Origin of the sequence: Kitasatospora sp. NPDC050463 (assembly GCF_040655255.1) — a bacterium.
Classification (GTDB): domain Bacteria; phylum Actinomycetota; class Actinomycetes; order Streptomycetales; family Streptomycetaceae; genus Kitasatospora.
In genome coordinates, this window is sequence record NZ_JBFAJO010000068.1 from 1 (window position 1) to 22815 (window position 22815).

Sequence of the window (22815 nt, forward strand, 5' to 3'; positions counted from 1 at the left end):
TGCGCGGGGGGGGGCGCCACAGTTCCTGGGACTACGAAAAAAACCTACTCGCGGGGGTCCCCAGCCCACCCCCCCGCGGAGTAACAGCGGGGGGGGGCGCGGCCCCCCCCACGGGCGTGGGCTATGGCTGATGGGCGGCCATCCGGTCGAGGACGAGGTGGCCGCGCTTGATGAGGTCCTCGCGCTGCTTGGTCAGGCCGGTGCGCAGGTAGGACGCGCCGAGGCGGACGGTCAGCAGCTGCAGCAGCCGGTCCTCGTCACCCGTCAGCAGGCGGCCATAGCCGGTGAAGTACGCGTCGCGCAGGTCCGGCCGGTTCGGCCAGACGGCGCCGAACAGCCACACAAACTCGGCAGCGGCGACGCCGTGCGCGGCCGTGGAGAAGTCGATCAGGCCATGCCGACCGGTGTCCTGGTCGTACAGCCAGTTCCGGGTCTCGTAGTCGCCGTGCCGGTAGACCAGCGGCAGCTGCTCGGCCAGGCCGGCCAGATCGGTCGACGCGGCCTCGACCAGGGCGAGGCGGTCGTCGGCCAGGCGCGGGGCGAGGGGCTCCAGGCAGTCGGCGGCTTCCTGGGCCTGGTCCTCCAGGTCGGAGCGCACCGCGGCCCGGTCAGCTTCGGTGCCGGGCGCGGAGGCGTCGTGCCAGCAGCGCAGCAGGCGTCCGGCGTCCTCGTAGAGGGACAGTTCGGTGCTGGTCGCCAGGGGCAGGTCGCGCACGACGCGGCCGGGCAGCGGCGAGATGAGGATCGCCAGCAGGTCCGGGGCGGCGGCCAGCAGGCGCGGCGCCTGGGTGTCGTCCAGGTGCGCGGCGGCGTAGGCATACCCGGCGACCTCGCGCTCGAACTCGCCGGTGCTGGGGCTGATCTTCACGTAGGCGTCGCGCTCCCCGTCCTTCGTGCGGACGTGCCACACGCGGGAGGTGCTGCGCGGCCAGGAGCGGTCCTCGCTCGAGCTCAGGCCGGGCAGGTGGCCGGCGACCCAGTCGCGCAGCTCGGGCGGGAACGGCTTGTCGGGCGTGGTGAGCGTCATGGTGGTGAGTCTCCGAGTGGTGGTGGGTGCGGGGGGCGGGCAGGGTTCTGGCCGCCGAGGGGTCAGAAGTAGTCGGCGAGCCAGGGCTCGCGTTCGGCGGTGGCGGCCAGCAGGCGTGTCAGTGCCGGGCGGTCCCCGTGCACGCCGGCGAGTGCGGCGGCGGGGCTGCGGTAGCCGCCCGCGTACCAGACGGCGAACTGCGCCGAGGTCAGGGTGATGTACGCGTCGCGGCCGACCCGGGGGCCGGGGACGAAGGCCGTGTTTCAGCTCTCCCAGGCCCGCGGACTGCTGGGCACCCGCGACGTCGAGCAGGCGCTGCACACCACGACTGCTGCGGTGGAGACGGCGACCCGGATCGGCGCTCAGCGCTGCGTCGCACAGGCCAAGGAACTCGCTCCGGCCTTCAAGCCGTACGCGCGGGTCCACGGTGTCCCCGCGCTGCTGTCGCGACTGGCAACCGCGTGAGCTCCGGCAGCCCACGAACGCACCGACGGCCTCCGCACGGAACCCGGCCGAGCCGGTGCGCCTGAGCCCGAGGAACGGAGCACACTTCCCCACACGCACAACCGCCTATGGTCGGAGTTCAACCGCGGGCCCCGGGCGGAGCCGTCGCCGCCCATGCGCCGAGAGGCGATCCCGTCCGCATCAGGCGCACCGTCTCCGTGCCCTTCACTACCCAGGCCCAAGGCATCCGCTGACACATGGCGTGCCCGCGTGCCCGGGCATCGGGTCGACCCCGGCATGTCCATCCCTCCCAATCCGTAGTGCGCAGCACGTCAACGAGTGTGGGACGTCGACCTGAACCGACTGCTGGTCCGTCCTGCCGGTCGGCGGGGCGGGCTTGCGCTACGAGTAGGGAACCGGGTCCCGGCGGGGGGAGGGATGCTCACACGGGGGGCTCACACATCACGCACCGGCTTCGTTCCGGCAGACAGGCCGGCGCCCTAGGATCGAACACCGCGTCAACGTTTCATCACTGAAGGTGATCACTCGAAGGAGGTGTGCGGGTGACGCAGGCCGGCCGGCGGCACAGGCTGCCCAACGATGCCCTGGCCCGGGTCTTCGAGGAGTCCAGGGCGTCCAAGAACTCGCTGGCGCCCAGCCTCAACCGGCTCTGTGAGCAGGCCGGACAGTCCCGCAGCTACACGAACACCAGTCTTTCCAACTGGATCGCACGCGGGATGGTCCCCGAGGCCCCCGCTCCCGCGCTGCTCGCCCGACTGTTCACCGAGCGGCTCGGGCGCCGCGTGAGTCTCGCCGACATCGGAATGACAGCCCCCGCAGCGGCGCATGCTGATACCGGGCTCACCTTCCCCCGGGACACCGGCGACGCGGTTCGCGCCGCCACCGAGTACTGGAGCACCTTGAACCGCCGCACCCTGGTGACCGGATCCGCCGGCTTCGCCGTCTCCGCGTTCACCACCCCCACCATCCGATGGCTCAGTGAGCCGGCCGACCGGCACCGGTCCGAGCACGGCGGCCGCAGGGTCGGCCAGGGCGACATCGACGAGCTCCGCGAGACGGCCGAGGAGGCCCGCCGCTGGGACGCCAAGTACGGCGGCGGGAACTGGAAGCTGTCCTCCACCAACGACTGCCTCGACCGGCGCGCGTCGCCGCTGCTGCACGGCTCCTACACCGAGGACGTCGGCCGCCAGCTGTTCGCGGTGACCGCCGAGCTCGCCCGCCTGGTCGGCTGGTCCGCCTTCGACATGGGCCGCCACGGCGTGGCGCAGCGCCAGTTCGTCCAGGCCCTGCGGATGGCGAAGGCCGGTGGGGACGTGGAGATCGGCTGCTACGTGCTCACCACGATGGCACTCGCCGCCCTGATCAAGGGTGCCGCCACCGAGGCGGTGGACATGGCCGAGGGGCCCACAACCGGGCGAAGGACATCGCGTCGCCGCGCGTGTTGTCGTTCGCCAAGCTGGCCGAGGCCAGGGCCCATGCGAAGGCCGGCAACGGCCCGGCTGCGGCCCGTGCCCTGAGCCGGGCCGAGGACCTGCTGGCAGCCGTACGCGACGACGGCCGTCATCCGCAGTGGTTGGACTACTACACCCGAGCCAGGCTCGCTTCGGACGCGACCGAGAGCCATCTGGACCTGGTGAACCCGCGCTCCGCGCTCGCCTGGAGCGCGGAGGCGGACGCGATGCCCTCCGGCCGGTACACGCGGGCCACCGGAATCCGGCTCGCGGTCACCGCGAGCGCGCACCTGCAGCACCGGGACCTCGACCAGGGGCTGGCGGTCGGCCGGCGGCCACTGGGGATCCTCGGCAGCGTCGAGTCGTCCCGCGCCCGGGACTACCTGCGCCAGTTCGCCCGGGGCCTGGAGCCCTGGGAGAAGGACCCCCGCGTACGCGCCTTCCTGAGGGAAGGCCGGCCGGCCCTCCACCGCGCCGCATAACCCCAGCCCAAGAGAGAAGGCACCATGACCGACCGCTGGACCGAGACCGGCCGCAGCACCGTGTTCCAGGTAATGGGCAGGACCCTCGACAAGGTCACTTACCGGCTGCCGGACGGCACCAGCAGGGACAAGCTCCTGCGCAACGAACCGTCGGCCGCCGCGGTGCTCGCCCTGACGCCCGACAACAAGGTGATCATCGCCCGGCAGTACCGGCCCGGCCCGGACGCGATCCTCCTCGAACTGCCCGGTGGTTTCATCGAACCGGGCGAGGACCCCGCCACCGCCGCCGGGCGTGAGCTCCTGGAGGAGACCGGCTACAAGGGCGACCTCGAGCTCGCGGGATCCTGCTGGGACGACGCCGGCTCGACAGCCCGGCGCTGGGCGTTCGTCGCCCGCAACTGCGTGCGCGTCGCCGACCAGGACCTCGACGAGATGGAGTTCGTCGACGTCGAACTGTTCACGCTCGAGGAGTTCCGGCAGGTCGTCCGCGACGGGTTGATGACCGATGTCGAGCTGGCCTACCGCGGGCTGGACCACCTCGGCCTGCTCTGAACGGACCACCGCGCCTACGCGCACCGCGCCGACCTCGGCACAACCAGCCCACAGCACAGCACAGCGCACCGACACAGGACCAGGGGAAGGCCCGTGCCCACCACACACCGGATGTCGCTGCTCCCCCACCTGATCCCACTGATGGTCTCCGGGGCCAAGACGCTCGAGATCCGGGTCGCCGACGCCAAACGCCGTGCCGTACAGGCCGGCGACCTGATCGAGTTCACTCCCGCCGACGGGACGGCCAGCAGCACGCTCGTGCAGGTCGTCCGGGCCAGCGTCTACACCGACTTCCCCGCCCTGCTCGCTGCCGAGAACCAAGATCGCATCCATCCCGAACTCGACGCGGCTCGGCAACTGGCACTGCTCAGGGAGATCTACCCGCCGGAACGGGAAGCCCTGGGCGTGATCGCCATTGAGGTCGCCCTCGTGCAGCTGGCTCGCCCGCCCGCCGACAGTCCGCGCGCCGGCAGACCGGAGGGTAGCCGGCGCGAGGGCGCGGGTTGACCCGCATCACCGGTGATCACCCCGAGGCGGAGACGAGGCCGTGCTGGACCAGGCCGGGGAGCATGGCGGCGGCCTTACCTACCGGGATCTCGCACTCGGCGGCGAGGTGGCCCAGGGTGGTCACCGGGTGGTGAAGCAGCGTGGCGATCAACGGTCGCAGGGAGGTGGATAGCTCCCAGGTGCGGCCGCCTCCGTGGAGGCGTAGTACTTGGTCGGCGGTCTCCAGGCGGGCGCGGGGCAGCAGCAGGCGGACCCGCAGCTCCGGCCGCGCCTGGGCGGGGTCGACGTGGGAGGGGAGTGCGGTGACGGGGCGGATGGGTGCGGTGCGATCCTGGGCGGCGTGGTAGCGGTCGAGGATGGCCGGGTCGCGCAGGGCGGAGGCGATCAAGCCCGCCAGGGCGGCGAGCGCGGTGGCGGTGGTGGCGCTGCTGTCGGTGGGCAGGTCCCCGCGGAGCATGCCGAGGTCGGGGGCGGAGGCGAGCCAGGTGAGGAGGTCGGTGGTGGTGTGGGGGGTGAGGGCGCAGGTGAGGTGGAGAGAGGGGCCGTTGGTGGCGGCGACTTCGTGCCACCAGCCGCGGGGGAGGTAGAGGACGTCGCCGGCCTGGAGGGTGAGCTCCGCGGCGGGCGGGCCTTCGGGGGGCGGGGCGTGGACTGCGCGGGTGGGCCAGGCGACGGTGGGCGCGTGGAGGGTCCAGTACTTGGTGCCGGCGGCCTGGATGACGAGGACCGCGTGGTCGTCGAAGTGCCGGTTGAAGGCCTGGGTGGGGGTTCGGGAGGCGTACGCGGTGATGAGCACACGGGTGCGCAGCCAGGCTTCGAGGGTGGCGGCGAGGTCGCGGGTGGGTGGGTGGAGGTGGTCGATGGAGTCCAGGAAGAGGGAGGCGCCTTCGGTGAGGTGGGTGTCGAGCTTGGTCGGCTGGATCTGGTGGCGGGTGGTGCCGGGGCGCAGCGTGACAGGGCTGCTGTAGTCGCTCTGGGGCAGGAGGGCGCCGTCGCGGGCGAGTTGGAGCTGGGGCGGGTCGAGGTGGTGGTGGGTGAGGATGGCGTCGAGGTCACCCCAGGAGAGCAGGTGCTCGGGTTGCTGGACGGCGCCGGGCAGGTGGTGCGGGACGGCGCGGTCGGCGTCGACCGACTCGAGGATGCGGTGCAGCCACTCGAACGGGGGCTCGGGGGTCGGCGGCTGAGTGGTGGTGGGCTGTGTGGTCACTGGCTTTCTCCGGCGAGGGTGGTCGGGGCGGGGGTGGCGCATCCGGGGCAGGCCGGGTCCCGGGGATAGGTGATGGTCCGGGTTCGGCCGGGGGTGACCAGGTTGTGGGTGTAGACGGTGCCCGGGGTGAGCGGGGTGGTGCCGGTGATGTGGCTGACGGCCGCGTGCGCGGCGTGGGTGCCGGACAGCGTGGCGGTGATCGCGGTGACGGGGTGTCCGATCGCCTTCGGCAGGGCCTTGAGGATGTCGCCGGGGCTGGTGACGCCGAGGTCGTGAGTGCGGGCTTCCTGGGTGCGCAGGCACTGCCAGCAGGGCCCGTGGCCGGGCCGGTAGAGGGCGGTGCTGGTGACCGGGCCGGTGTAGCCGCCGTCCACCCACGGCCGACCGGTGGCCAGGGCGGCGTGGTTGACCGTCTGGCGGAGCCCGAGCGGTGAGTCAGCGCACAGGACCAGGACGTCGCAGGCCTTGAAGAGGGCGGTGAACTGGCCGTGGGTGGTGACGTGGTCGGTGGCGGGCGTGACGGTGATGTGGGGGTTCTGGCCGCGCAGGTGCTCAGCGGCCACCTCGACCTTGAGCCGTCCGACGTCGCCGGCGCTGAACAGCGTCTGGCGGGAGAGGTTCGAGGTCTCGACCGAGTCGGGGTCGACCAGGTGCAGGCGCCCGACACCGGCGGCGGCCAGGACGAGTGCAGCGGTACTCCCGGCCCCGCCGACGCCGACGACCGTCACCGCGGCCCGGCTCAGGGCCAGTTGCACGGTCCAGGGGGCGCGGTCGGTCCGGTCGACCCAGGACCAGTACTCGACCGGCCTGCGGTAGCGCTCCACCTCGGCCGGGCTGATGCCTGCGGGTGGCGTAGCGGCCGCGTCCTCGAGCCGGCCGTCCGCGGCGAGCGCGGTGATCTCCCGGAACACCTCACCGGCCGTGCGCCCGGGATGGACGGCGCGGACTTCGGCGGCGACCTGCTTCGCAGTGCGGGTGCCGTCCAGTAGCGTGAGGAGCAGCCAGCGCCAGCCGGTCGGGTCGCTCAGCTCGGCGGCGATGCCGGTGATGCCCCCGCCCATGCGGACGGACCCGGATGCGGTCCGGTAGGGGGCGTGCTCGGCGCGGACGCGGGGTAGCTCCATGGGATGCCTTCGCTGGTCGGATCCGGACACGGGACGGGCCCGGCGTCAATAACGCCGGGCCCGCCGTAGTGCGTACCGCTGGGTCAGCCGGAGACGTTGGACAGACCGGGGGTCTCGTCCTCGTCGAGCAGGCGGATGTCGGCCTCGGCCTCCTCTTCCGGGTCGACGGCGGTGACGGCGATGTTCTGGGCGTCCATGGCGGACTCCTTTCGTATGTGAATTCCTGGGCCCTATCGAAGCAGTCATCCAGTCGAATTGGCAAGCACCTTCCTGTCGTTATCTTGATTGGCTTTACGGGCAGATTGATTGCACGCTAATGTGCGGTCCGGCCGGTTCCCGAAAGGTGATCGGGAAACGGCTTTACCGTCGATGAAAGGACTATTCAGGCGTGTCCGAAAACTACTCCGTTGCCGTGCAGCACCTCGTGAAGCAGGGTCTGGCGGCTCATCCGCCCGGCGGCCGCATCCCCTCGGTCGAGACCGTCGGTCGACACCTCGCGCATCTGGCCGCCCAGAACCCGGGCCTGTGCCACCTGCGCCGGGTCGGTAGTTCCCGGCAGGGTCGGGCCCTGGACCTGCTGTCGATCGGGCAGGGCGAGCGTTCGGTCCTGGTTGTCGGCGGACCCCACCCGAACGAGCCGGTCGGGTACGCCACAATCACGTTCCTCTCGACCCTCCTGGTGGAGCGGCCGGAGTTGAGGAGAGGCGCTTCCTGGCACTTTCTGCCGTGCGTCGACCCGGACGGGGCAGCACTGAATTCCGCCTGGACGAGCTCCGAGCTCGACCTGGCGCTGCAGCACCGCTATTTCTTCCGGCCCGCACTCGCCGAGCAGCCGGAATGGACCTTCCCGATCGCCTTCGGGGGCGAGGTGTTCCGCTTCTCCCTTCCTGAAACCGATGCACTGGCCGCCGTGGTGGACGAGCTACGGCCGGCGGTCACCGTGTCACTGCACAATTCGGACTTCGGGGCGGCGTTCTTCATCCTCAGCCGCGACGAGCCGGACCTGGCCGTGGAGCTGTCAGCTGCCGCGAGCCTGTACGGGCTGGCAGGTGGCGCCATGCCGACCGACACCCGGGGCTGGCACCGCTCCGGGCCGGCCGCCTTCGTGATGCCACCGGCCGACCAGCTGATAATCCGCGACCAGGACGGCGACCGGCCCAGCCACGGATCGCACTGCGGCCACTACGCCGAGCGCTACGGCACGCTCACCGTGATGCCCGAGGTGCCCCGATGGCGGGTCGGCACAACGGTCCCCGGCGGGCGCCCGGCTGTACTGCGCGCGGAGGCCGAGCAGCTGGGCTCCGCGCTGGACCAACTCGCCGCCTTGCACCAGCTCGCTGGCAGCCCGAAGAGGACGTCCTTCGGGCGGGGGCTGGCCGACACCTTCGCGGTGGCCGCCACGCTGGGCCAGTCGCTGCTCCAGCGCGCCGCAACGGGCCACCCTGTGAGCAATGAGGAAGCCGCCGATGTGGCCTTCACCCGGGTCCAACTTTCCCTGAGGGCCGCGGGGATGCTGGTACGCGAGTTCGAGCACCAGCCACCGGCCACCGCTGAGAGGGCGGTAACCACCCAACTGGCCGAAGCAAGAAGGCTGCTGTCGTCGTGGGCGGGTGAGGTGCAGCGCGAGCTGGAGTTGACGCCGTACCCTCTGGTGGACCTGGTCGGATTGCAGGCGCACACGGCCCTCGCGACTGCCGCGCGGCTCACCTGATTCATGCCGCTCAGGTGGTGTTCGCGATTGATTGACCATAGGTACAGCGTCGCGGATTCCACACGAGCACTGAACCGACGGTGCGTGCGCCTTCCTCGACTCGCACGACGCAAATGCCCACGCTGCGTAGGACTTTGGGCCCTCGGTGCAGGCCGCCTTGGTCGGTGCTACCTGGGCAGGGCAGCCGGAATCGTGAGAGAGAGCCGTTCCGCGATGGCCCGGGCGGTCTCATCGCTCCCGGTGGCGTGGAGGGTGGCGATCCCGAGCGACTGGGCCGGTGGCAGGTTCCTCGCGTGGTCGTCCACGAACAGGCACTCGTTCGCGCTCAGACCGAGGCGCTCAAGGGTAAGGGTGTAGATCGCGGGGTCGGGCTTGGCGATGCCCTCGTGGCCGCTGAGGACGTGGATGTCGAAGAGATCCCATACGCCGGTTGCCAGGTAGGGATCGTAGGGCTCGAAGCCATAGGAGTTGGACAGCAGCGCCACTGATATCCCGCTGAGCCGGGCGTGCCGGGCAACCTCCAGCATGGACGGCACGGCCTGGACCTGGGCGTGGACCCGGCCCATGAGATTTTCGGCGTCGACGCCGAGGATCGCCGCGGTCCCAGTGTTCCAGGCCTGCTGAGTCATGCGGCCGAGCTCAAGCTCGACATACAGGGCACGACCCACCGGGTCGTCCTCCAGCGTGCTGCGCCAGGCGTCGGCGGGGAGTCCCGCCCTGGTGCACCAGGCCTGTGATGACCTGCCGATCGGTGTGGTCATCACTCCCGCGAAGTCGAGTATCAAACCGCGGTAGGGCACCTGGACGCTCCTTGCTGATGTTCGAGGCTGACGGTCAGTGGGTGGCCGACGACATACCGAGAATCGCCGACAACTTACGAATCCGGCTGGTGCTGGCCTGCCCAGCCCTCTGGATGATGACACTAGGGATGGCTTGGTGGCGTGCCCAGTCCGGGTGGGCCTCACAGACCTCTTGAAGTGTGTCCAATGAGCTGTCCCACTGACGTGCGTCGCATTGGGCGAGGGCGACGTCGAGCATCATCCGATTGTGGGCGGCCTGCGTCAGGCCTGACGGATGGAAGCGGTGGACGAGGTCCAGGGCCCTGCCGGCGTTGCCGAGCGAGACGTTCACTCCCACGGCCTGCGCGCCGGCATACGAGGGCCCGAACTGCAGCCCGTTGATAAAGACATCAGTACCCAGCCGGGCGGCAACGGCGTGGGCCTGGGACAGGAGGTCCGTGGCTCGTGAGGTGTCGCCGAGCCTTGAGGCTGCGACTGCTGCGAACGTGATGTTCTTTCCGTAAGCCGCGAGCCGGCTCGACCCCTGCTCGGAATAGCTCGGCTCGGCTGCCGCTGCTGCGCCCTCCGCCTCAGCGAGAGCCTGCTTCACCCGGCCGTCGCGGAGAAGAACACGAGCGCGGGCTGAGCCGAGCATGGCCCGGCGGACCGGGTCGCCGGCGAGGTCCGCGTACCGGATCGCATGACCGACCGAGGCGTAGGCGAGGTCCCGGGATCCGAGGAAGTTCGCGATGAGCCCGGCGGCGCGGTACGCGTCGGACAGCAGCGCCGCGGCGGCAGCCTCCTGGCCGACCGGCGCCTCCCGGGAGTACAGGGCGGCAGAGCGCAGCAGCGGTCCGACCAGGACGCCGGCGTCGGCATAGGAGCCGCGCCAGTAGACGCGCCACATGCGTGAGGCGGCTTCCGCCAGATCGGCCGGCCCGGGCGCGATGTCCTCTGCCGGGTCCAGCAGAATCCCGGAGGCGATGTCGTGGACGCTGCGGGAGAGGTCGCGCAGCATCGCTCGCTCGTCGGTCGACATCCCCCGCCGAGGCGCCTGGTGACCCAGGACCACCGCGACCTCCGTGTGGAGCGCCTCGGAGATCCTTAGCAGTGTGGGCAGCGACACGTTGCCACCCTGCTCGGCTTTCTGGATTGTCGAGAAGGACAACCCGCTCCGCTCAGCCAGCTGGGCTTGGGTGACGGACTTACCGCGCAGCATCTTGATGCGCTCGCCCGTGCTGAACTCCAGCCACTGCGCCATGTCCGCACTCCCTTACTCGGTTATACAGGCCCCTGGCTGCCGCCGGCTTCCTGGCCTTGCGGTCTTCATAAGGATGCAAACCTCGTCCGTCCGGTCGAGATCACGACCGGATAGAGCGAGTCGGTTCCTGCGGGCAGTCCGGGCCAACCACATGACTGCACGTCATATCTTGGGCCTCGAAGTGGCCCTTGCGCATCCCGGCGGGCGAAATCAGGTCGCAAGAGGGCAAGCGCCGCGCAAAAGCTTACGCTCCATGCGCATTTGGTCTGCTCTGGACCCTGGAAGTCCCACGCCCCGTCCGTTCCACTGCTTCGGCGCGTCAGCAACAGTTGTTGCATGCTTCGGGAACCCCCGCACCTGCCTGCTTGCCGAGTGTCTGTCGCCCTCTACGTGGTCACCAACGACACCACCCTTGCCAGGACCCTGGCCGAACACTGCCGCCGATATGCCGAGGCGCGCGAGTGGGACGTCGTCGTATGCGAAGGCGACCGGTCGCCAGAACAGCCGCTCGACCAGCGGACGGGCTGGAACAGGATAACGGCAGCCCTGTCCAGCGGGTCTGCCAGCGGCATTGTGACCTGGACCCGGTCGATGGTGGCCGCCACAGGCGACTCCTGGGAGCAACTCGCCGCGCTCGTCGCGGACCGTGGCGCGTTCCTGGCGACCGCCGCACTGGACACGCCTGGCGGTCGCCTCCGTTCCGCCTAGGCGGAACGGAGGCGACCGCGCTGACATGCGGTGGACAAGCTCCAGGACCTACCAGCACCCAAGGCAATCATCACGTCGGGAGAGACATGAACGCGCTCGAACACGCAGCGGGAGTCAGACTTGCGGGCTCCCTGCCGACCGGCGCCCCAACCGTCGGTGGCCGCTCAGAACTGCGCTCTCCCAGACTCCGGCGTGAGCTCGTCCTGGCCGCGCTCGACGAGTCGGTGGCCGAAGCACGGAGATTCGCCAGGGACACCGTGGCGCTCTGGGCACTGGATGCCAGTGTCGTGCAGGACGTGCCGCTGGTGGTGAGCGAACTGGTCACCAACTCGATCCGCCACAACTCCGGGCCATCTGTCGATTTCTCGGTCCTTGTCCGAGTCGAACTCGCTCGCGAAGTCCTCGCGGTCGGAGTGTCCGACCCGCACCCCGGAAGGCCGGTGCCACGCGCGCCGGATAGCGAAGCGACTCACGGGCGCGGTCTGCTCCTGGTAGACGCCTTCTGCGACGAGTGGATCGTTGTGCCCACCCCTGACGGCGGGAAGCAGGTCTGTGCCTTCTGGACCCTGCCCGCAGTCTCCGACGCCGCGTTGTGCAGCGCCTTATTCGTCCCCATCGCGGACTGATCCCGCGGTACGCCCTCGATCACCCGACTTTCCTGGGAAGACGATGACCAGAGCGACCCCGACGGTCGGGACCGGCCCCGACCAGCTCCCCCGACTGCTCCCGTGGCTGCGCGGGGCCCTGCCGAGCTACAAACCGAATACCTCGGCCGTGGTGTGCGTGCCCAAACCCCCAGGCGCGCGAGTCATTGGGGCGCCCGATGCACCGCGGCGCACCGCGATCGAGCCGGCGCTTGCGGCGACAGTGGGCGGGTGGAGCGTGGCCACCCACGACAGCGAGGTGAGGGATAAGCTGGTCCGGCCCGCTTTGGAGGTCCAGCGCAAGGAGGACCTACTCACCCGGCACGGCCACGGGGCGGCCGAGACCTACCTCACCGTGCCGGTGGCACCGGCTGCGGTGTTCATCTGGTGGCACCACCGCGCTGCGGGAGTGCGCCTGTGCTGCGCGACGCGTCGACGCTCCGGCAGGTCGGCGGAGTGTCTCGGCGGATCGGTCTCACTTCGGGCGTTCGGTAGCGTCGGTCCAGTAGTTGGCGAGCATCTCACCGGGCCACGCTGGTTCGGTGACCTGTCCGCGCGGGCCCATGGCTTGGAAGTACGGCCCGAGGTCGATGATCGGCGTTCCGTCGACGGCGTCGAGGTCCGTGACGTGCAGGTCCAGGCCGTCGACGCCAAGCAGGCGCGGGTAGGACACCGCGAGGCGGTTTGGCCTCCTGTGGTTCCTGTGCGCGAACGTCCCCGTCGCCGGCCAGCGGGGGTTGCCGCGAGGGCTGCGAGCGTGGAGTTCGACGTCGTCGGGCGACCCGAGGTGGAAGTGCCAGGTGACGGTCAGGTGGCTGAACTCCTCGAGGCCCTGCACCGCGTCGAGAGGGTAGTCGGGGTTGAGGCGGATCACGGACTGGACGCCGCCCTGGTAGTCGTCGGCCGGCTCGCTGTGGCCACCGACGACGACTGCGACCGGCGTAACCAAGATCGGTTCTGGCATGGCGGATTCCTGTCTCCCCTGATCGGTATGGCGCCTACCGGCGGCACGGCACGAGAGGTGTGCGGCGGGCCGGCGCGGTCAGCCTACGGCCTGGAGGAATTCGCGGGCACGCTGGTCCAGGCCGGCGGCAGGGCCCTTACCGCGGGTCCGGATCGGGGCCAGGGCGCTGCGCATCCGGGTCACGGTGTCGTGGGTGCGGCCGGACTGGATGCCGGCCATTGCATCGAGCGCCCGGTGCCAGGTGTCGCAGGCCGCGTCGACGTGGCCACGGCGGGCCTGGACATCGCCCAGGTATCCGAGGGTGACGGCGTGGGTGCGGACGAGGTGCGCGGGTCGGGTGCGGACGCTGCGTTCGAACTCCGCTTCGGCGCCCGGCAGGTCGTCGAGGTCCCTCAGGGTGCAGGCGGCTTCGTGGGCGAGGCTGCCTTCGGTGAAGAACTGCACGCGGGTCGGCTCCTGGCCGCTGGCCGGGGTGCCGGCTCCGCGCAGGTCCTCCTCGGCGCGCAGCAGGGCGGCCAGCGCGTCGCGCGTGCGGCCGGCGGCGGCCAGGGCGCGGGCGTGCACGACACCGAAGAGGGCCTTCTCCCGGTGGCTCGCTGCGCCGTAACGGGATCCGATCATGGAGGCTTCGGCGTACTCCAAGGCCCGACCGGGGTGTCCGAGATCGACCGCCTGGTGGGCCGCGGCGCGCAGGACGTGGCCGGCCAGCGCGCCGTCGCCGGCCTCGGCGGCCAGCGTCAGGGCGAGACGGAAGTTGGCTTGGGCGCGACCGTGCGCGCCCGAGTCGAAGTCCATCCAGCCCGCCACGTAGACGGCCTCACCGGCTGCGGACACGAGGTCGCGGCGGGTCTGCTCGTCGGGGCAGCGTCCGGCCAGGTAGTCGGCGACGTCGGTGCGCAGGTAGGCGGCCAGCGCGGCGCGTCCGGCCCGACCGCCGAGGCGCTGGTCGCGGTTGGAGAACCAGGTCGTCGCCTCCCGCAGCGCATCGATGTGAACGCGGGAGACAGCGAGCGTGGACAGCGGTGGGCGCTCGCGGGCGAGCCGCAGCCGCTGGTCCCACCACTGCTCGGACGGGAGCGCGGCCCCGAGGGCCGAGTAGAGGGAGCTGCCCAGCAGGTCCCGACGGTTCATCATCTCGCTGCCCCCGTGATCCGCCAGAGCGGAGAGTGTGTCAAGATCCCATCCGAGCACCCTGTGATTCTCGTCGTCAGCCGGGCCGAGGCCGATCTGCGACAGGGTGACCGCGCGTCCCAGGCCCCGGGACAGCGTCTCGCACAAGATAGCCGGGGCGCGGCCCGAGGGCCGTACCCCGCGCAGCCACTGTGCGATGTGAGAGCGGGTGACCGCCAGGAGCTCGGTATCGCCCTGCTCCGCCGCCACTCGCCTCAGGTGGGAGGCCAAGCGGTCCTGGGGCCAGCCCAGTTCCCTGACCACAGCCTCGAGCCGGGTGTTGCGGGTCGGCGCCACGATGCGCTCCCTGCCCTCGAAACGATCTTTAACGGCGTTAACGGCATCCGTGTCCGCTTCGGGGTTCCCGCGAGCGGTGACAAGCGGTTCGCTCAACGTCATGACGATAGAGCCCAACGACGCAGCCCACGGGCGGTTTCGCCGAGAATCCGCGACGGGGTGAGCCACACATCAACGCCTGCCGCCATCGTCCAACAGCGAGAGCACCGTGGCGCCCCCGGCGATCTTCCGACCGGGCTCCCCGGAAGAGCCGGGTCAGCCGTCGGCGCCCCGGCGCTCATCCCGCCTGCGTCCACGCGTACCCGACCGAGACCCGCCGCCTACCGCCGTACGGCCCCGTTCCTGCGACCGCCCGCCTCCCGAGCCGACTGCCCCAGAAGGACCCGACACATGCGAGCGACCATCTCACCCCCACGGCGCGCCTTCTCGGCCCCCGTTTCCGCGCCGGGCATCGGACAGCGGTCATGACAGGTCTCCTGCTGCCTGTCGCCCTGAGCGGCGCTTCGACGGCCGGGTTCTGCCTGGCTGCCGTGCGGGGGCGCAGTTTGAGGCGTCGTGTGGCCGACCGGGACCGGACCATCGCCGACCGGGACCGGACCATCGCCGACCGGGACCGGACTATCGCCGACCTTGACCAGAGCGTCGCCGACCGGGACCGGACCGTCGAAGAGCTGGCCGTGGCACTGATGCCGTCCTTGCTGGCATCGGTCGAAGCCGCCGCAAGGCCTGGCCTGGCGATTCCTGCCGGGCTGGAGGGCACCGCCTTCCATGAAGGCCTTCGCGTGCTTCTCGAGGAATTCACCAAGGCGTTGCGCAGCGTCGAGTACGAGAGCGGCCTGGCCGCCGACGCGCATGGCCGGGAGGCTACGGCCGCGGCGGTCACCTCGGTGGCCACGAGCGTGGTCAGTCTCGTCTCCGACGTGAGCCTGCTGATCGGCGAGGCCATGCGGCGCCATTCCAGCGACGAGGTGTACGCGACGCTCAGTGGCATCGACCACGCCGTTCAGCAGGTCCTCCGTCAAGGGCAGGCGTTCCTGGTAGTGCACGGCGGGGTTCCGGGCAAACGCTGGCCGGCCCAGTCGCTGACCGACGTGGTACGCGGCGCCCTCGGTCGGGTCCGCGAATTCGACCGGGTACGTCACCAGGAACTGCCGTACGAATTGGCCGGGCGAGCCGTCGAGCCGGTCGTCCACTCGATCGCCACGCTGCTGGATAACGCGCTGCGATACTCGCCGCCCGGTTCCGTGGTGGAAATCGGCTTCCTGACCGGTCACCACGGAGTCGCCGTTGTCGTCGACGACGCCGGTCTGCGGATGAACCCCGAGCAGCTGGCGCAGGCCAACGCGGTGCTGTCCGGGCACCAGCGGGTGGATGTCCACCGCCTGGGCCCGACCCCGGCCATCGGGTTTCCCTCGATTGCCGTGCTCGCCGCCCGGTACGGCTTCAGCGTTGCCGTGGAGGCCCCGAACGCCTACGGCGGCACCCGAGGACTCCTGTTCATCCCCCATCACCTCCTCGCGGTGCCCGCAGTAGCGCCAGAAACCGGGGTCCAGCCCCTGCCGAAGCCGGAGCCTGCGGGTCAGAGCGGGCCCCGGCCCGTGCCCGCCGCCACAGCCGGCGGCCTGCCCCGGCGCGTACGCCACGACGCGGCCGCGGGGCCGGGGCCGGCCAGTGCATTGAGCACTTCGCCGCCGACCGCGGCCCCCATCACCGCCTGGGCATTCAGCGTCAGGCGCGACCCCAATTCGACAACCCCCAGGGAAGAGACGCGATGAACCCCGCTGCCCACAGCCCCGACCAGCCCCCCATCGACTGGATGCTGCGCGATGTCGCAGCCCTCACCGGGGTGCGGCACGCCGTCGTCGCCTCAGCCGACGGCCTGCTGACCGCCTACGCCGGAGACATCTCCAGGGACGACGCGGACAAGGTCGCCGCGGCCGTCTGCGGCATCCAGTCCACCGCTCGCACCCTGGCCCCCTTCTGCGGGGACGACACCAACGCGCTGCGCCAGTGCGCCCAGGAGTTCGACCAGGGATGGGTCTTCGTTGGCGCCGCAGGGCAGAACACCCTTCTCGCGGTGGCCACTGAGCGGCATGTCGACGTGGGCCTGGTCAGCCATCGGATGGCGGACCTGTCGGCACGCTTGGGAGGGCAACTGTCCACCCAGGTCCGCACCGAGGGCGGCGCCCGGCCATGACCGCGGGGCGGGACACGGGCCTGGTACGCGCGTACGTGAAGGCCGGCGGGCGCCTGAGCGCCTCCCGTTGGATCGACCTCGCGTCCCTCGTCGTCGCGGCCGGCGGCCACCATCCGAACCTCGGGCCCGAGCAGCGTCAGATCATGGCGCTGCTCGGTACTCGCGGAGCGCTGTCGGTCGCCGAGGTCGCCGCACACCTGGAGCTTCCGCCCTCCGTCGCCAAGATCCTCACCGCCGATCTCATGGACCTCGGCTGCCTCGCCGCTCCGGCCCCCCACAACGCTCCCGCCACCGACGTACTCGAGGAGGTGCTCCGTGGACTCCGCAACCTCATCGTCTGACCCTCATTCGCGCCTGCCCGCCACCGTCATCCGGTCCGTCAAGATCCTCGTGGCCGGGCACTTCGGCGCAGGGAAGACCACCCTGGTGGGCAGCGTCTCAGAGATCCCGCCGCTGCGCACCGAGGAACCGATCACCCGCGTGAGCATCGGCGTCGACGACCTCGCCGGCCTGCCCGCCAAGAAGGCCACCACTGTCGCCATGGACTTCGGGCGCCGCACCTTCGGCAGCACCGCGCTGTACCTGTTCGGCACACCCGGCCAGGAGCGATTCGCGCCCGTGTGGGACGACCTCTCCCGCGGCGCGCTCGGCGCCCTCGTCCTGGTCGACACCCGCCGCCTGGACGCCTCCTTCGGCATCCTGTCGGCGGTCGAGGCCCGAGGCCTGCCCTACGCGGTCGCCGTGAACGAGTTCGACGACGCCCCGCACCACCCGCCCCCGGAGATCCGGGAAGCCCTGGACCTGGCGCCCGCCACTCCGTTGATCCGCTGCGACGCCCGCGACATGCCGTCCTCGGTCCACGCCCTGATCACGCTCGTCGCCCACCTTTCCCAGCCGTCGGGAGCCCCGCAGTGACCACCGCCCCGTACCAGCCGTCCGGATACCTGGCCGACCAGGCACCCGTACCCCTCTACACGGAGGAGTTCGCCGCCGACCCGCACGCCGCCTACACCTGGATGCGGCAGCACTTCGGTGCCCTGGTCCCGGTCGAACTGCACCCGGGCGTCCCGGCGACCCTGGTGATCGGCTACTACACCGCTTTGCAGATCCTCCACGACCCGGTCCGCTTCCCGGCCGACCCGCGTGCCTGGCAGAGCACCGTCCCCGCCGACTGCCCGATCCTGCCGATGACCGGATGGCGCCCCAACGCGCTGCGCAACAGCGGAGCGACCCACGAGCGCTATCGCTCCGCGAACCGCGCCGCCCTGGACGCCGTCGATCTCCACCAGCTGCGCGCCACGGTCCAGCGGGCGGCCGCTGGCCTGACCACCGGCCTCGTGCGACACGGACAGGCCGACCCTGAGCTGACCCGCCCGATCCGCCTGCTGCCAGACCGCCTTGAGGGAGGCTCCCCGATGACATCGACCCCCGTCCGCCCGGCCACGCCCAAGGACGCCGGTTGCCCACTACCTGACGCTGCGCCACCCTCTGGCGGCGGCGGGCACCGCCCGGCCGGAGCCACGGGCGGGGTGGCCTGAAGCGACACCGGGGGAGGAGGCCGCGGGCGGGGCGTCCCCGAGCCAGCAGGCCGAGCGGAGCGGCCGGTATCCCCCCGGGCGGGGGAGCCGGACCGCGACCGAGCCGACTGTCAGTGCCCCCTGGCATCGTCACTCATTGAACTTGATTAGATACCAATCGTGATGAACGGGGGTGCGCGACACCGCCCGGCCGCGGCGAACCGCTGCGGCTGATCGGCCAGCCGCAGAGAACACGCAGCCGCCCCGAGCGGCCGGCCGCTCGCCGACGCCCCCGCACCGAGAGAGGTTTCGCCGTGCCCCCCGCCCGCACCCAGATCCACGACCTCGTCCAGACGTACCTCCAGCACCACCCCGGCGAACGCGCCGCCCTGACGCCGCTGCTGGACCTGCTGGACACCGGCCCGGCACCCACGAGCCGAGCCACGCTGTCCGCCCACGTCACCTGCAGCGCCGTCGTCATCCGCCCCGACCAGACCGTCCTGCACATCCATAACAAGGTCACCGGCCTGGTCACCTGCCCGGGCGGCCACGTCGAGGACGGCGATGAGACCCTGCTCGCGACGGCGCTGCGCGAGGTCCACGAGAAAGTCGGCATCCCGCCGGGCGCCCTGTGCCTGACCCCGCAGGCCCTCACCACCCCGGTCGACATCGACCCCAAACCGGCCAAGGGCGGCGCGCGCCAGCACTTCGACTTCCGCTTCGCCTTCTGCCACCTGCCCGACGCGGCCGACGTCGCGCTCCAGCCCAAGGCGTTCACCGGCGCCGAGTGGCGCCCCCTGGACCGCGTCGCCTCACCCTCGCTGCGCGCCAAGCTGGCCGCCGCCGCGTTCACCGGCCAGGCGGAGCCGGTGAACGCCTCCGTCCTCATCCACCACGACGGCCGCTATCTGCTCCACCTGCGCGACTACTACCCGGGCCGGATCTGGGCACCGGGCGAGTGGTCCCTGCTGGGCGGCGGCCGCGAGCCGCAGGACGCCACGCTGACGGACACCCTACTGCGCGAACTCGCCGAAGAGGCCCCCGGCCTGACCCTGACCGACCTTCAGCCCTTCGCGGTGGAGCGTGCCACCGGGGTGGACGCCCTGTGCGTACCGATCCAGATCTACACCGCCCGCTGGAGCGGCGACCCCGACACGGCGGACCTGCGCGAAGGCGTCCTGCTGCACTGGTTCACCCCGGACATGCTGCACCGGCTGCTGCTGCGCCCCTCCACGATCGAGCTGGTGCACCGTCACGCCGCCGAGCATCCGCCCGCAAGCCGGCCGGCGAAGGTGCCCGGCAGTCAGGCTGTGCTCAACGTCGTCGGAGTCCACCTCTACCTGGAGGACGACCAGGGCCGGATCCTGCTCGGGCTGCGCCACCCGGACGCGGCCTACGCCCCGGACACCTGGCACCTCCTGGCCGGCCACTGCGAGCAGGAGTCGGCCGTCGCGTGCCTGGTCCGCGAGGCGATGGAGGAAGCCGGCCTGGTCATCGACCCCGCCGACGTCGAGTTCGCGCACGCCGTCCACCTCGTCGACGCACCCGGTTCCCAGCCCAGGCTCGGCCTGTTCTTCCGGGTCCGCTCCTGGAAGGGCACGCCCGAGCTGCGCGAGCCCGACCGGTGCACGGCCTGGAAGTGGTGGCACCCGGACGACCTGCCCGAGCAGCTCGTCCCGTACACCCGGGCCGCGATCGCCGGCATCCAAGCCAGCCGCGCCTACACCGAGCTGGGCTGGGAGTGAGTACGCCCGCAGCCGGCAGCCCGGCCGAGGAGCGGCCGGAGCTCACCGGCGCCGCCCACCAGGTGGTCGGCGCCCCGGGGTCGAGCTGGGGGCTGCCGACGCCCTGAACCCTCGTGGACCACGACCGGCCGACTTCCTACCACGCATCGGAGTGCAGATGACCGACCGCACCACCGTCCCCGCCCCGCGCAGCGTGCTGCCGCCGCCGCCGGCCTCCGCTGGGTCCGCGCCCGAGAACGGGGACCTCACGGGGCACGTCAGCCAGGGGTACTGGGAGACCTTCGAAGGGCAGGCGTCCCGCACGGGGCTGCTGACCATCCTTCGAAGCCTGCCGGCGATCGTGCGCCAGGTGTGGGTCACGGCCTGGCGGGCCGACCCGCACGCGGCCGTGCTCGTCGCCGTGCTCCAGCTGGTCTCCGCAGCGCTCGCCTCGGCGGGCCTCCTCGCGTCCGTCAACGTCCTGCAACGGGTCTTCGCCGACGGGGCGAGCGGCACGCGGATCCGCGCGGCACTGCCGGCCCTGGCGGTGGTGGCCGGCCTGCTGCTGGTACGCGGGCTGATGGACACCGGCATCGCGCACTGGCAGGCCCGCCTCGGACCCCGGGTTCGCCAGGAACTCGAGGCGCAACTGCTGGCCCTGACCAGCCACGTGTGCCTGGACGTGGTGGACGACCCAGGCTGGGCCGACGACGTACGGCGCGCCTACGACCGGGGCCTGTACTTCGCCAAGGAGTCGGTCGGCAAGACGATCGAACTCGTCTCGGCGCTGCTCGCCCTGGCCGGCGCCGCCGGGGTGCTGGGGGTACTGCACCCGCTTCTGCTCGTCCTGCTGCTGGCCGCGGTGCTGCCCAAGGGAGCTGCGTCGGTCACCTCGGTGCGTAAGGGCTACCTCTCGGCGGTGCGTCAGAGCAGCCTGCGCCGCCGCATCCTGCACTTCTCGTGGGTGCTGTACGAGCGGGACACCGCAGCCGAGCTGCGAACCTCCACCGCTCAGGGTGCGCTGCTGGCCGAGCACGAGGTACTCGCGACCCGGATCAGCGACGAGGAAGTCGCCCTGGGCACCGAGCAGGCCCGCACCGCCCTGGTCGGGCGGACGCTCGGCGGGGTCGGCCTGTTCGCCACCTATGCGGTGCTGGCGTGGATGCTGGGCGCCGGCTGGCTGCCGCTCGCGGCCGGCGGCGGCGCGTACTTCGCCATCCAGGCCAGCCAGAGCGCCCTGCTGCGTGTCGTCATCGCGGCTCACCAGGTGTTCGAGAACAGCCTGTGGGTGCGGGACCTGGCGGACTTCCAGGAGGCCTGCCGCGGCCGGCTGCCGCGTAGGACCGGGCGTCCGGCCCCAACCGCGGTCAAGGAGATCACCGTCACCGACGTCGCGTTCTCCTACCCGCAGGGCAGGCAGGCCCTGCACGGTGTGAGCTTCACCCTGCGGGCCGGGCAGAAGGTCGCCTTCGTGGGGCGCAACGGGTCGGGAAAGTCGACGATGAGCCGCATCCTGGCCGGGCTGTACGAGCCCTCCTCCGGCAGCGTGCACTGGGACGGCACGCCCGTGGACGACTACGACAGCGAGAGCGTCCAGGGCCGGGTCGCCCTCGTGCTCCAGGACCCCGGCCACTGGCCTCTCACCGCCCTGGCCAACGTCACCATCGGAGCGGGCACCATCAACTCTGCCGAGCCGGAACGTGCGCTGCGCGCAGTACGCGCCTCCGGCGCCGACCGGGTGATCGAAGGACTCGATCACGGCTGGATGACCATCCTGAGCCCGCAGTTCGAGGGCGGCGCGGAGCTGTCCGACGGCAACTGGAGCAAGATCGCGTGCGCCCGCGGCCTCTACCAGAACGCCCCCGTGTTGATCATGGACGAGCCGACCGCCAGCATGGATCCCCTCGCCGAGCACCAGCTCTTCCAGGCCGTCCTGGACGACTACGCCGGCCCGGACACCATCACCGTCCTCGTCTCCCACCGCCTGGGCCCCGCCGTCGCCTGCGACCTCGTCCTCGTCTTCGACGAGGGCCGCATCGCGGAATCCGGCACCCACCACGAACTCATGGCCCTTGGCGGCATCTACGCGGCCATGTTCGAGACCCAGGCCGCCGCCTACCGCACCGGCGCCGAAACAGGGCACACCGCCTGACGTCGCCGACACGCCCCGATCAGCCCAGCCGCACACCGAATCGGGCTGCTGACCGAAGCCCCACCGAGCCCATGCCGCTCCAGGAGAGGAAGCGCCCCGTGCACCACCCGCCGCGCAGCCCGCGCCAAGCCCTTCCCTCGGACGCCGCCGGGCTGCCCGACCACCTCGCCGACCATGAGCGAGACCTGATCACCCGCCACGCCGCCCAAGCCAAGCCCTACCCCGGCTACCAGCCCCTGCCCAACTACCTCGCAGGCATCCTCGCCGCGCCGATGTGGGGCGCACTCTTCTTCACCACCACCATCGGCGAGGCCGTGCTCCTGCGCTCAACCAGCCCGGTGAAGGGACTCCAGTACCCGGGCGGGGACGTCGAGTTCACCGACCCCACCCCGCTTCACGCGGCGGTGCGCGAGACCTGGGAGGAGACCGGTATCCGCCTGGACCCCGCCCCGACCTGCTGCCGCTGCTGGCCACGGTGGTCGAGCAGCCCCGCGCCGGCTGGCCGACCAAAGTCGGATTCGTGTTCTCCGGCGGCGCCCTCACCCCGGCGCAGCTCGCCGAGATCCACCTCAACCCGCATGAGCACGACGAAGTCGTCACCGTCTCCGAGGCCGGGCTGAAGCAACTGGCCGACCCGCACGCCCGCGATCTGACACTCGCCGTCCTCGCCGTGCTCCGCACCGGCGCCCCCGCGTACGTCGTCTGCTGACCGCCCAACTCAACCGGGAGATCCGTGACCGACACCGCCGAGCCGTTCCCGACCCGGTGACCTACCTGGCCGCCCACGCCGCGCCGGCCGCGTGCGCGGACGCGCCGATCCGAGACGGCCAGGGGGCCGGATGCTGATCGTCGACCCCGTGTACAAGCCAGGCTGGG

General features: G+C 71.3%; 22 protein-coding genes and 2 pseudogenes. 17 read left to right on the forward strand and 7 right to left on the reverse strand.

What is annotated here, in order from left to right; translation table 11 throughout:
• Nucleotides 1-121: 121 nt before the first annotated feature.
• Nucleotides 122-1027 carry an aminoglycoside phosphotransferase family protein gene (locus AB0J08_RS31770; protein ID WP_360641313.1) on the reverse strand — a complete coding sequence of 302 codons (906 nt, stop codon included), beginning with the start codon at nucleotides 1025-1027 and terminating at the stop codon, nucleotides 122-124.
• 258 nt (nucleotides 1028-1285) lie between these two features.
• Between AB0J08_RS31770 and AB0J08_RS31775 the strand changes: the two genes are divergently transcribed.
• The 5 genes from AB0J08_RS31775 (at nucleotide 1286) to AB0J08_RS31795 (ending at nucleotide 4484) form a co-directional block, all read left to right on the forward strand.
• Nucleotides 1286-1492, forward strand: a complete 207-nt coding sequence (locus AB0J08_RS31775; protein ID WP_360641314.1) for a hypothetical protein — start codon at nucleotides 1286-1288, stop codon at nucleotides 1490-1492.
• A 542-nt stretch (nucleotides 1493-2034) separates the two neighbouring features.
• Nucleotides 2035-3009: a hypothetical protein gene (locus AB0J08_RS31780; protein ID WP_360641315.1), complete on the forward strand. Its 975-nt coding sequence runs from the start codon at nucleotides 2035-2037 to the stop codon at nucleotides 3007-3009.
• Complete coding sequence (locus AB0J08_RS31785; protein WP_360641316.1) at nucleotides 2931-3425, forward strand: hypothetical protein; 495 nt, start codon at nucleotides 2931-2933, stop codon at nucleotides 3423-3425. Before AB0J08_RS31780 ends, AB0J08_RS31785 begins: the two co-directional genes overlap by 79 nt.
• A gap of 24 nt (nucleotides 3426-3449) precedes the next feature.
• Nucleotides 3450-3977: an NUDIX hydrolase gene (locus AB0J08_RS31790; protein WP_360641317.1), complete on the forward strand. Its 528-nt coding sequence runs from the start codon at nucleotides 3450-3452 to the stop codon at nucleotides 3975-3977.
• Between the two features lie 111 nt (nucleotides 3978-4088).
• Nucleotides 4089-4484, forward strand: coding sequence for an ASCH domain-containing protein (locus AB0J08_RS31795; RefSeq protein WP_360641318.1), 396 nt, complete (start codon nucleotides 4089-4091; stop codon nucleotides 4482-4484).
• Between the two features lie 16 nt (nucleotides 4485-4500).
• Here the strand turns inward: AB0J08_RS31795 and AB0J08_RS31800 are convergent, their stop codons facing one another.
• Nucleotides 4501-5691: a cupin domain-containing protein gene (locus AB0J08_RS31800; RefSeq protein WP_360641319.1), complete on the reverse strand. Its 1191-nt coding sequence runs from the start codon at nucleotides 5689-5691 to the stop codon at nucleotides 4501-4503.
• A complete protein-coding gene (locus AB0J08_RS31805; RefSeq protein ID WP_360641320.1) occupies nucleotides 5688-6815 on the reverse strand; it encodes a ThiF family adenylyltransferase in 1128 nt (375 codons plus the stop codon). Before AB0J08_RS31805 ends, AB0J08_RS31800 begins: the two co-directional genes overlap by 4 nt.
• Nucleotides 6816-7203: 388 nt before the next feature.
• Here AB0J08_RS31805 and AB0J08_RS31810 point away from each other — a divergent pair, with 388 nt between their 5' ends.
• Entirely contained in the window at nucleotides 7204-8526 is a 1323-nt protein-coding gene (locus tag AB0J08_RS31810) for a M14 family zinc carboxypeptidase (protein WP_360641321.1), read from the forward strand.
• A 167-nt stretch (nucleotides 8527-8693) separates the two neighbouring features.
• On the opposite strand, the gene AB0J08_RS31815 is transcribed toward AB0J08_RS31810, so the two are convergent.
• Nucleotides 8694-9326 (reverse strand): HAD-IA family hydrolase, encoded by a 633-nt coding sequence (locus AB0J08_RS31815; protein ID WP_360641322.1) that lies wholly within the window; start codon nucleotides 9324-9326, stop codon nucleotides 8694-8696.
• Between the two features lie 34 nt (nucleotides 9327-9360).
• Entirely contained in the window at nucleotides 9361-10566 is a 1206-nt protein-coding gene (locus AB0J08_RS31820) for a helix-turn-helix transcriptional regulator (RefSeq protein WP_360641323.1), read from the reverse strand.
• A gap of 372 nt (nucleotides 10567-10938) precedes the next feature.
• Here AB0J08_RS31820 and AB0J08_RS31825 point away from each other — a divergent pair, with 372 nt between their 5' ends.
• A complete protein-coding gene (locus tag AB0J08_RS31825; protein WP_360641324.1) occupies nucleotides 10939-11274 on the forward strand; it encodes a hypothetical protein in 336 nt (111 codons plus the stop codon).
• Nucleotides 11275-11360: 86 nt separating this feature from the next.
• Nucleotides 11361-11900 carry an ATP-binding protein gene (locus AB0J08_RS31830; protein WP_360641325.1) on the forward strand — a complete coding sequence of 180 codons (540 nt, stop codon included), beginning with the start codon at nucleotides 11361-11363 and terminating at the stop codon, nucleotides 11898-11900.
• A 493-nt stretch (nucleotides 11901-12393) separates the two neighbouring features.
• On the opposite strand, the gene AB0J08_RS31835 is transcribed toward AB0J08_RS31830, so the two are convergent.
• Complete coding sequence (locus AB0J08_RS31835; protein WP_360641326.1) at nucleotides 12394-12882, reverse strand: SAM-dependent methyltransferase; 489 nt, start codon at nucleotides 12880-12882, stop codon at nucleotides 12394-12396.
• Between the two features lie 78 nt (nucleotides 12883-12960).
• Entirely contained in the window at nucleotides 12961-14016 is a 1056-nt protein-coding gene (locus AB0J08_RS31840) for a Tat pathway signal protein (RefSeq protein WP_360641327.1), read from the reverse strand.
• A 797-nt stretch (nucleotides 14017-14813) separates the two neighbouring features.
• On the opposite strand from AB0J08_RS31840, the gene AB0J08_RS31845 reads away from it, so the two are divergent.
• From AB0J08_RS31845 to AB0J08_RS31885, 9 genes and pseudogenes are all read left to right on the forward strand, one after another.
• Nucleotides 14814-16124 carry a hypothetical protein gene (locus AB0J08_RS31845; protein WP_360641328.1) on the forward strand — a complete coding sequence of 437 codons (1311 nt, stop codon included), beginning with the start codon at nucleotides 14814-14816 and terminating at the stop codon, nucleotides 16122-16124.
• Complete coding sequence (locus tag AB0J08_RS31850) at nucleotides 16121-16546, forward strand: roadblock/LC7 domain-containing protein (protein WP_360641329.1); 426 nt, start codon at nucleotides 16121-16123, stop codon at nucleotides 16544-16546. The genes AB0J08_RS31845 and AB0J08_RS31850 overlap by 4 nt, the downstream gene beginning before the upstream one ends.
• Complete coding sequence (locus tag AB0J08_RS31855) at nucleotides 16543-16887, forward strand: DUF742 domain-containing protein (protein WP_360641330.1); 345 nt, start codon at nucleotides 16543-16545, stop codon at nucleotides 16885-16887. The genes AB0J08_RS31850 and AB0J08_RS31855 overlap by 4 nt, the downstream gene beginning before the upstream one ends.
• Nucleotides 16862-17461, forward strand: a complete 600-nt coding sequence (locus AB0J08_RS31860; RefSeq protein ID WP_360641331.1) for an ATP/GTP-binding protein — start codon at nucleotides 16862-16864, stop codon at nucleotides 17459-17461. The genes AB0J08_RS31855 and AB0J08_RS31860 overlap by 26 nt, the downstream gene beginning before the upstream one ends.
• 29 nt (nucleotides 17462-17490) lie before the next feature.
• A pseudogene (locus AB0J08_RS31865) lies at nucleotides 17491-17862 on the forward strand (cytochrome P450); the annotation flags it as partial.
• Nucleotides 17863-18377: 515 nt separating this feature from the next.
• Nucleotides 18378-19808 (forward strand): NUDIX domain-containing protein, encoded by a 1431-nt coding sequence (locus AB0J08_RS31870; protein ID WP_360641332.1) that lies wholly within the window; start codon nucleotides 18378-18380, stop codon nucleotides 19806-19808.
• Nucleotides 19809-19965: 157 nt separating this feature from the next.
• The gene (locus AB0J08_RS31875; RefSeq protein WP_360641333.1) at nucleotides 19966-21939 is read left to right on the forward strand and encodes an ABC transporter ATP-binding protein; all 1974 of its coding nucleotides are present in this window, start codon (nucleotides 19966-19968) and stop codon (nucleotides 21937-21939) included.
• Between the two features lie 272 nt (nucleotides 21940-22211).
• A pseudogene (locus AB0J08_RS31880) lies at nucleotides 22212-22385 on the forward strand (NUDIX domain-containing protein); the annotation flags it as partial.
• Between the two features lie 29 nt (nucleotides 22386-22414).
• On the forward strand, nucleotides 22415-22648 hold the full coding sequence (locus AB0J08_RS31885; protein ID WP_360641360.1) for a hypothetical protein: 234 nt from the start codon (nucleotides 22415-22417) through the stop codon (nucleotides 22646-22648).
• Nucleotides 22649-22815: the final 167 nt, after the last annotated feature.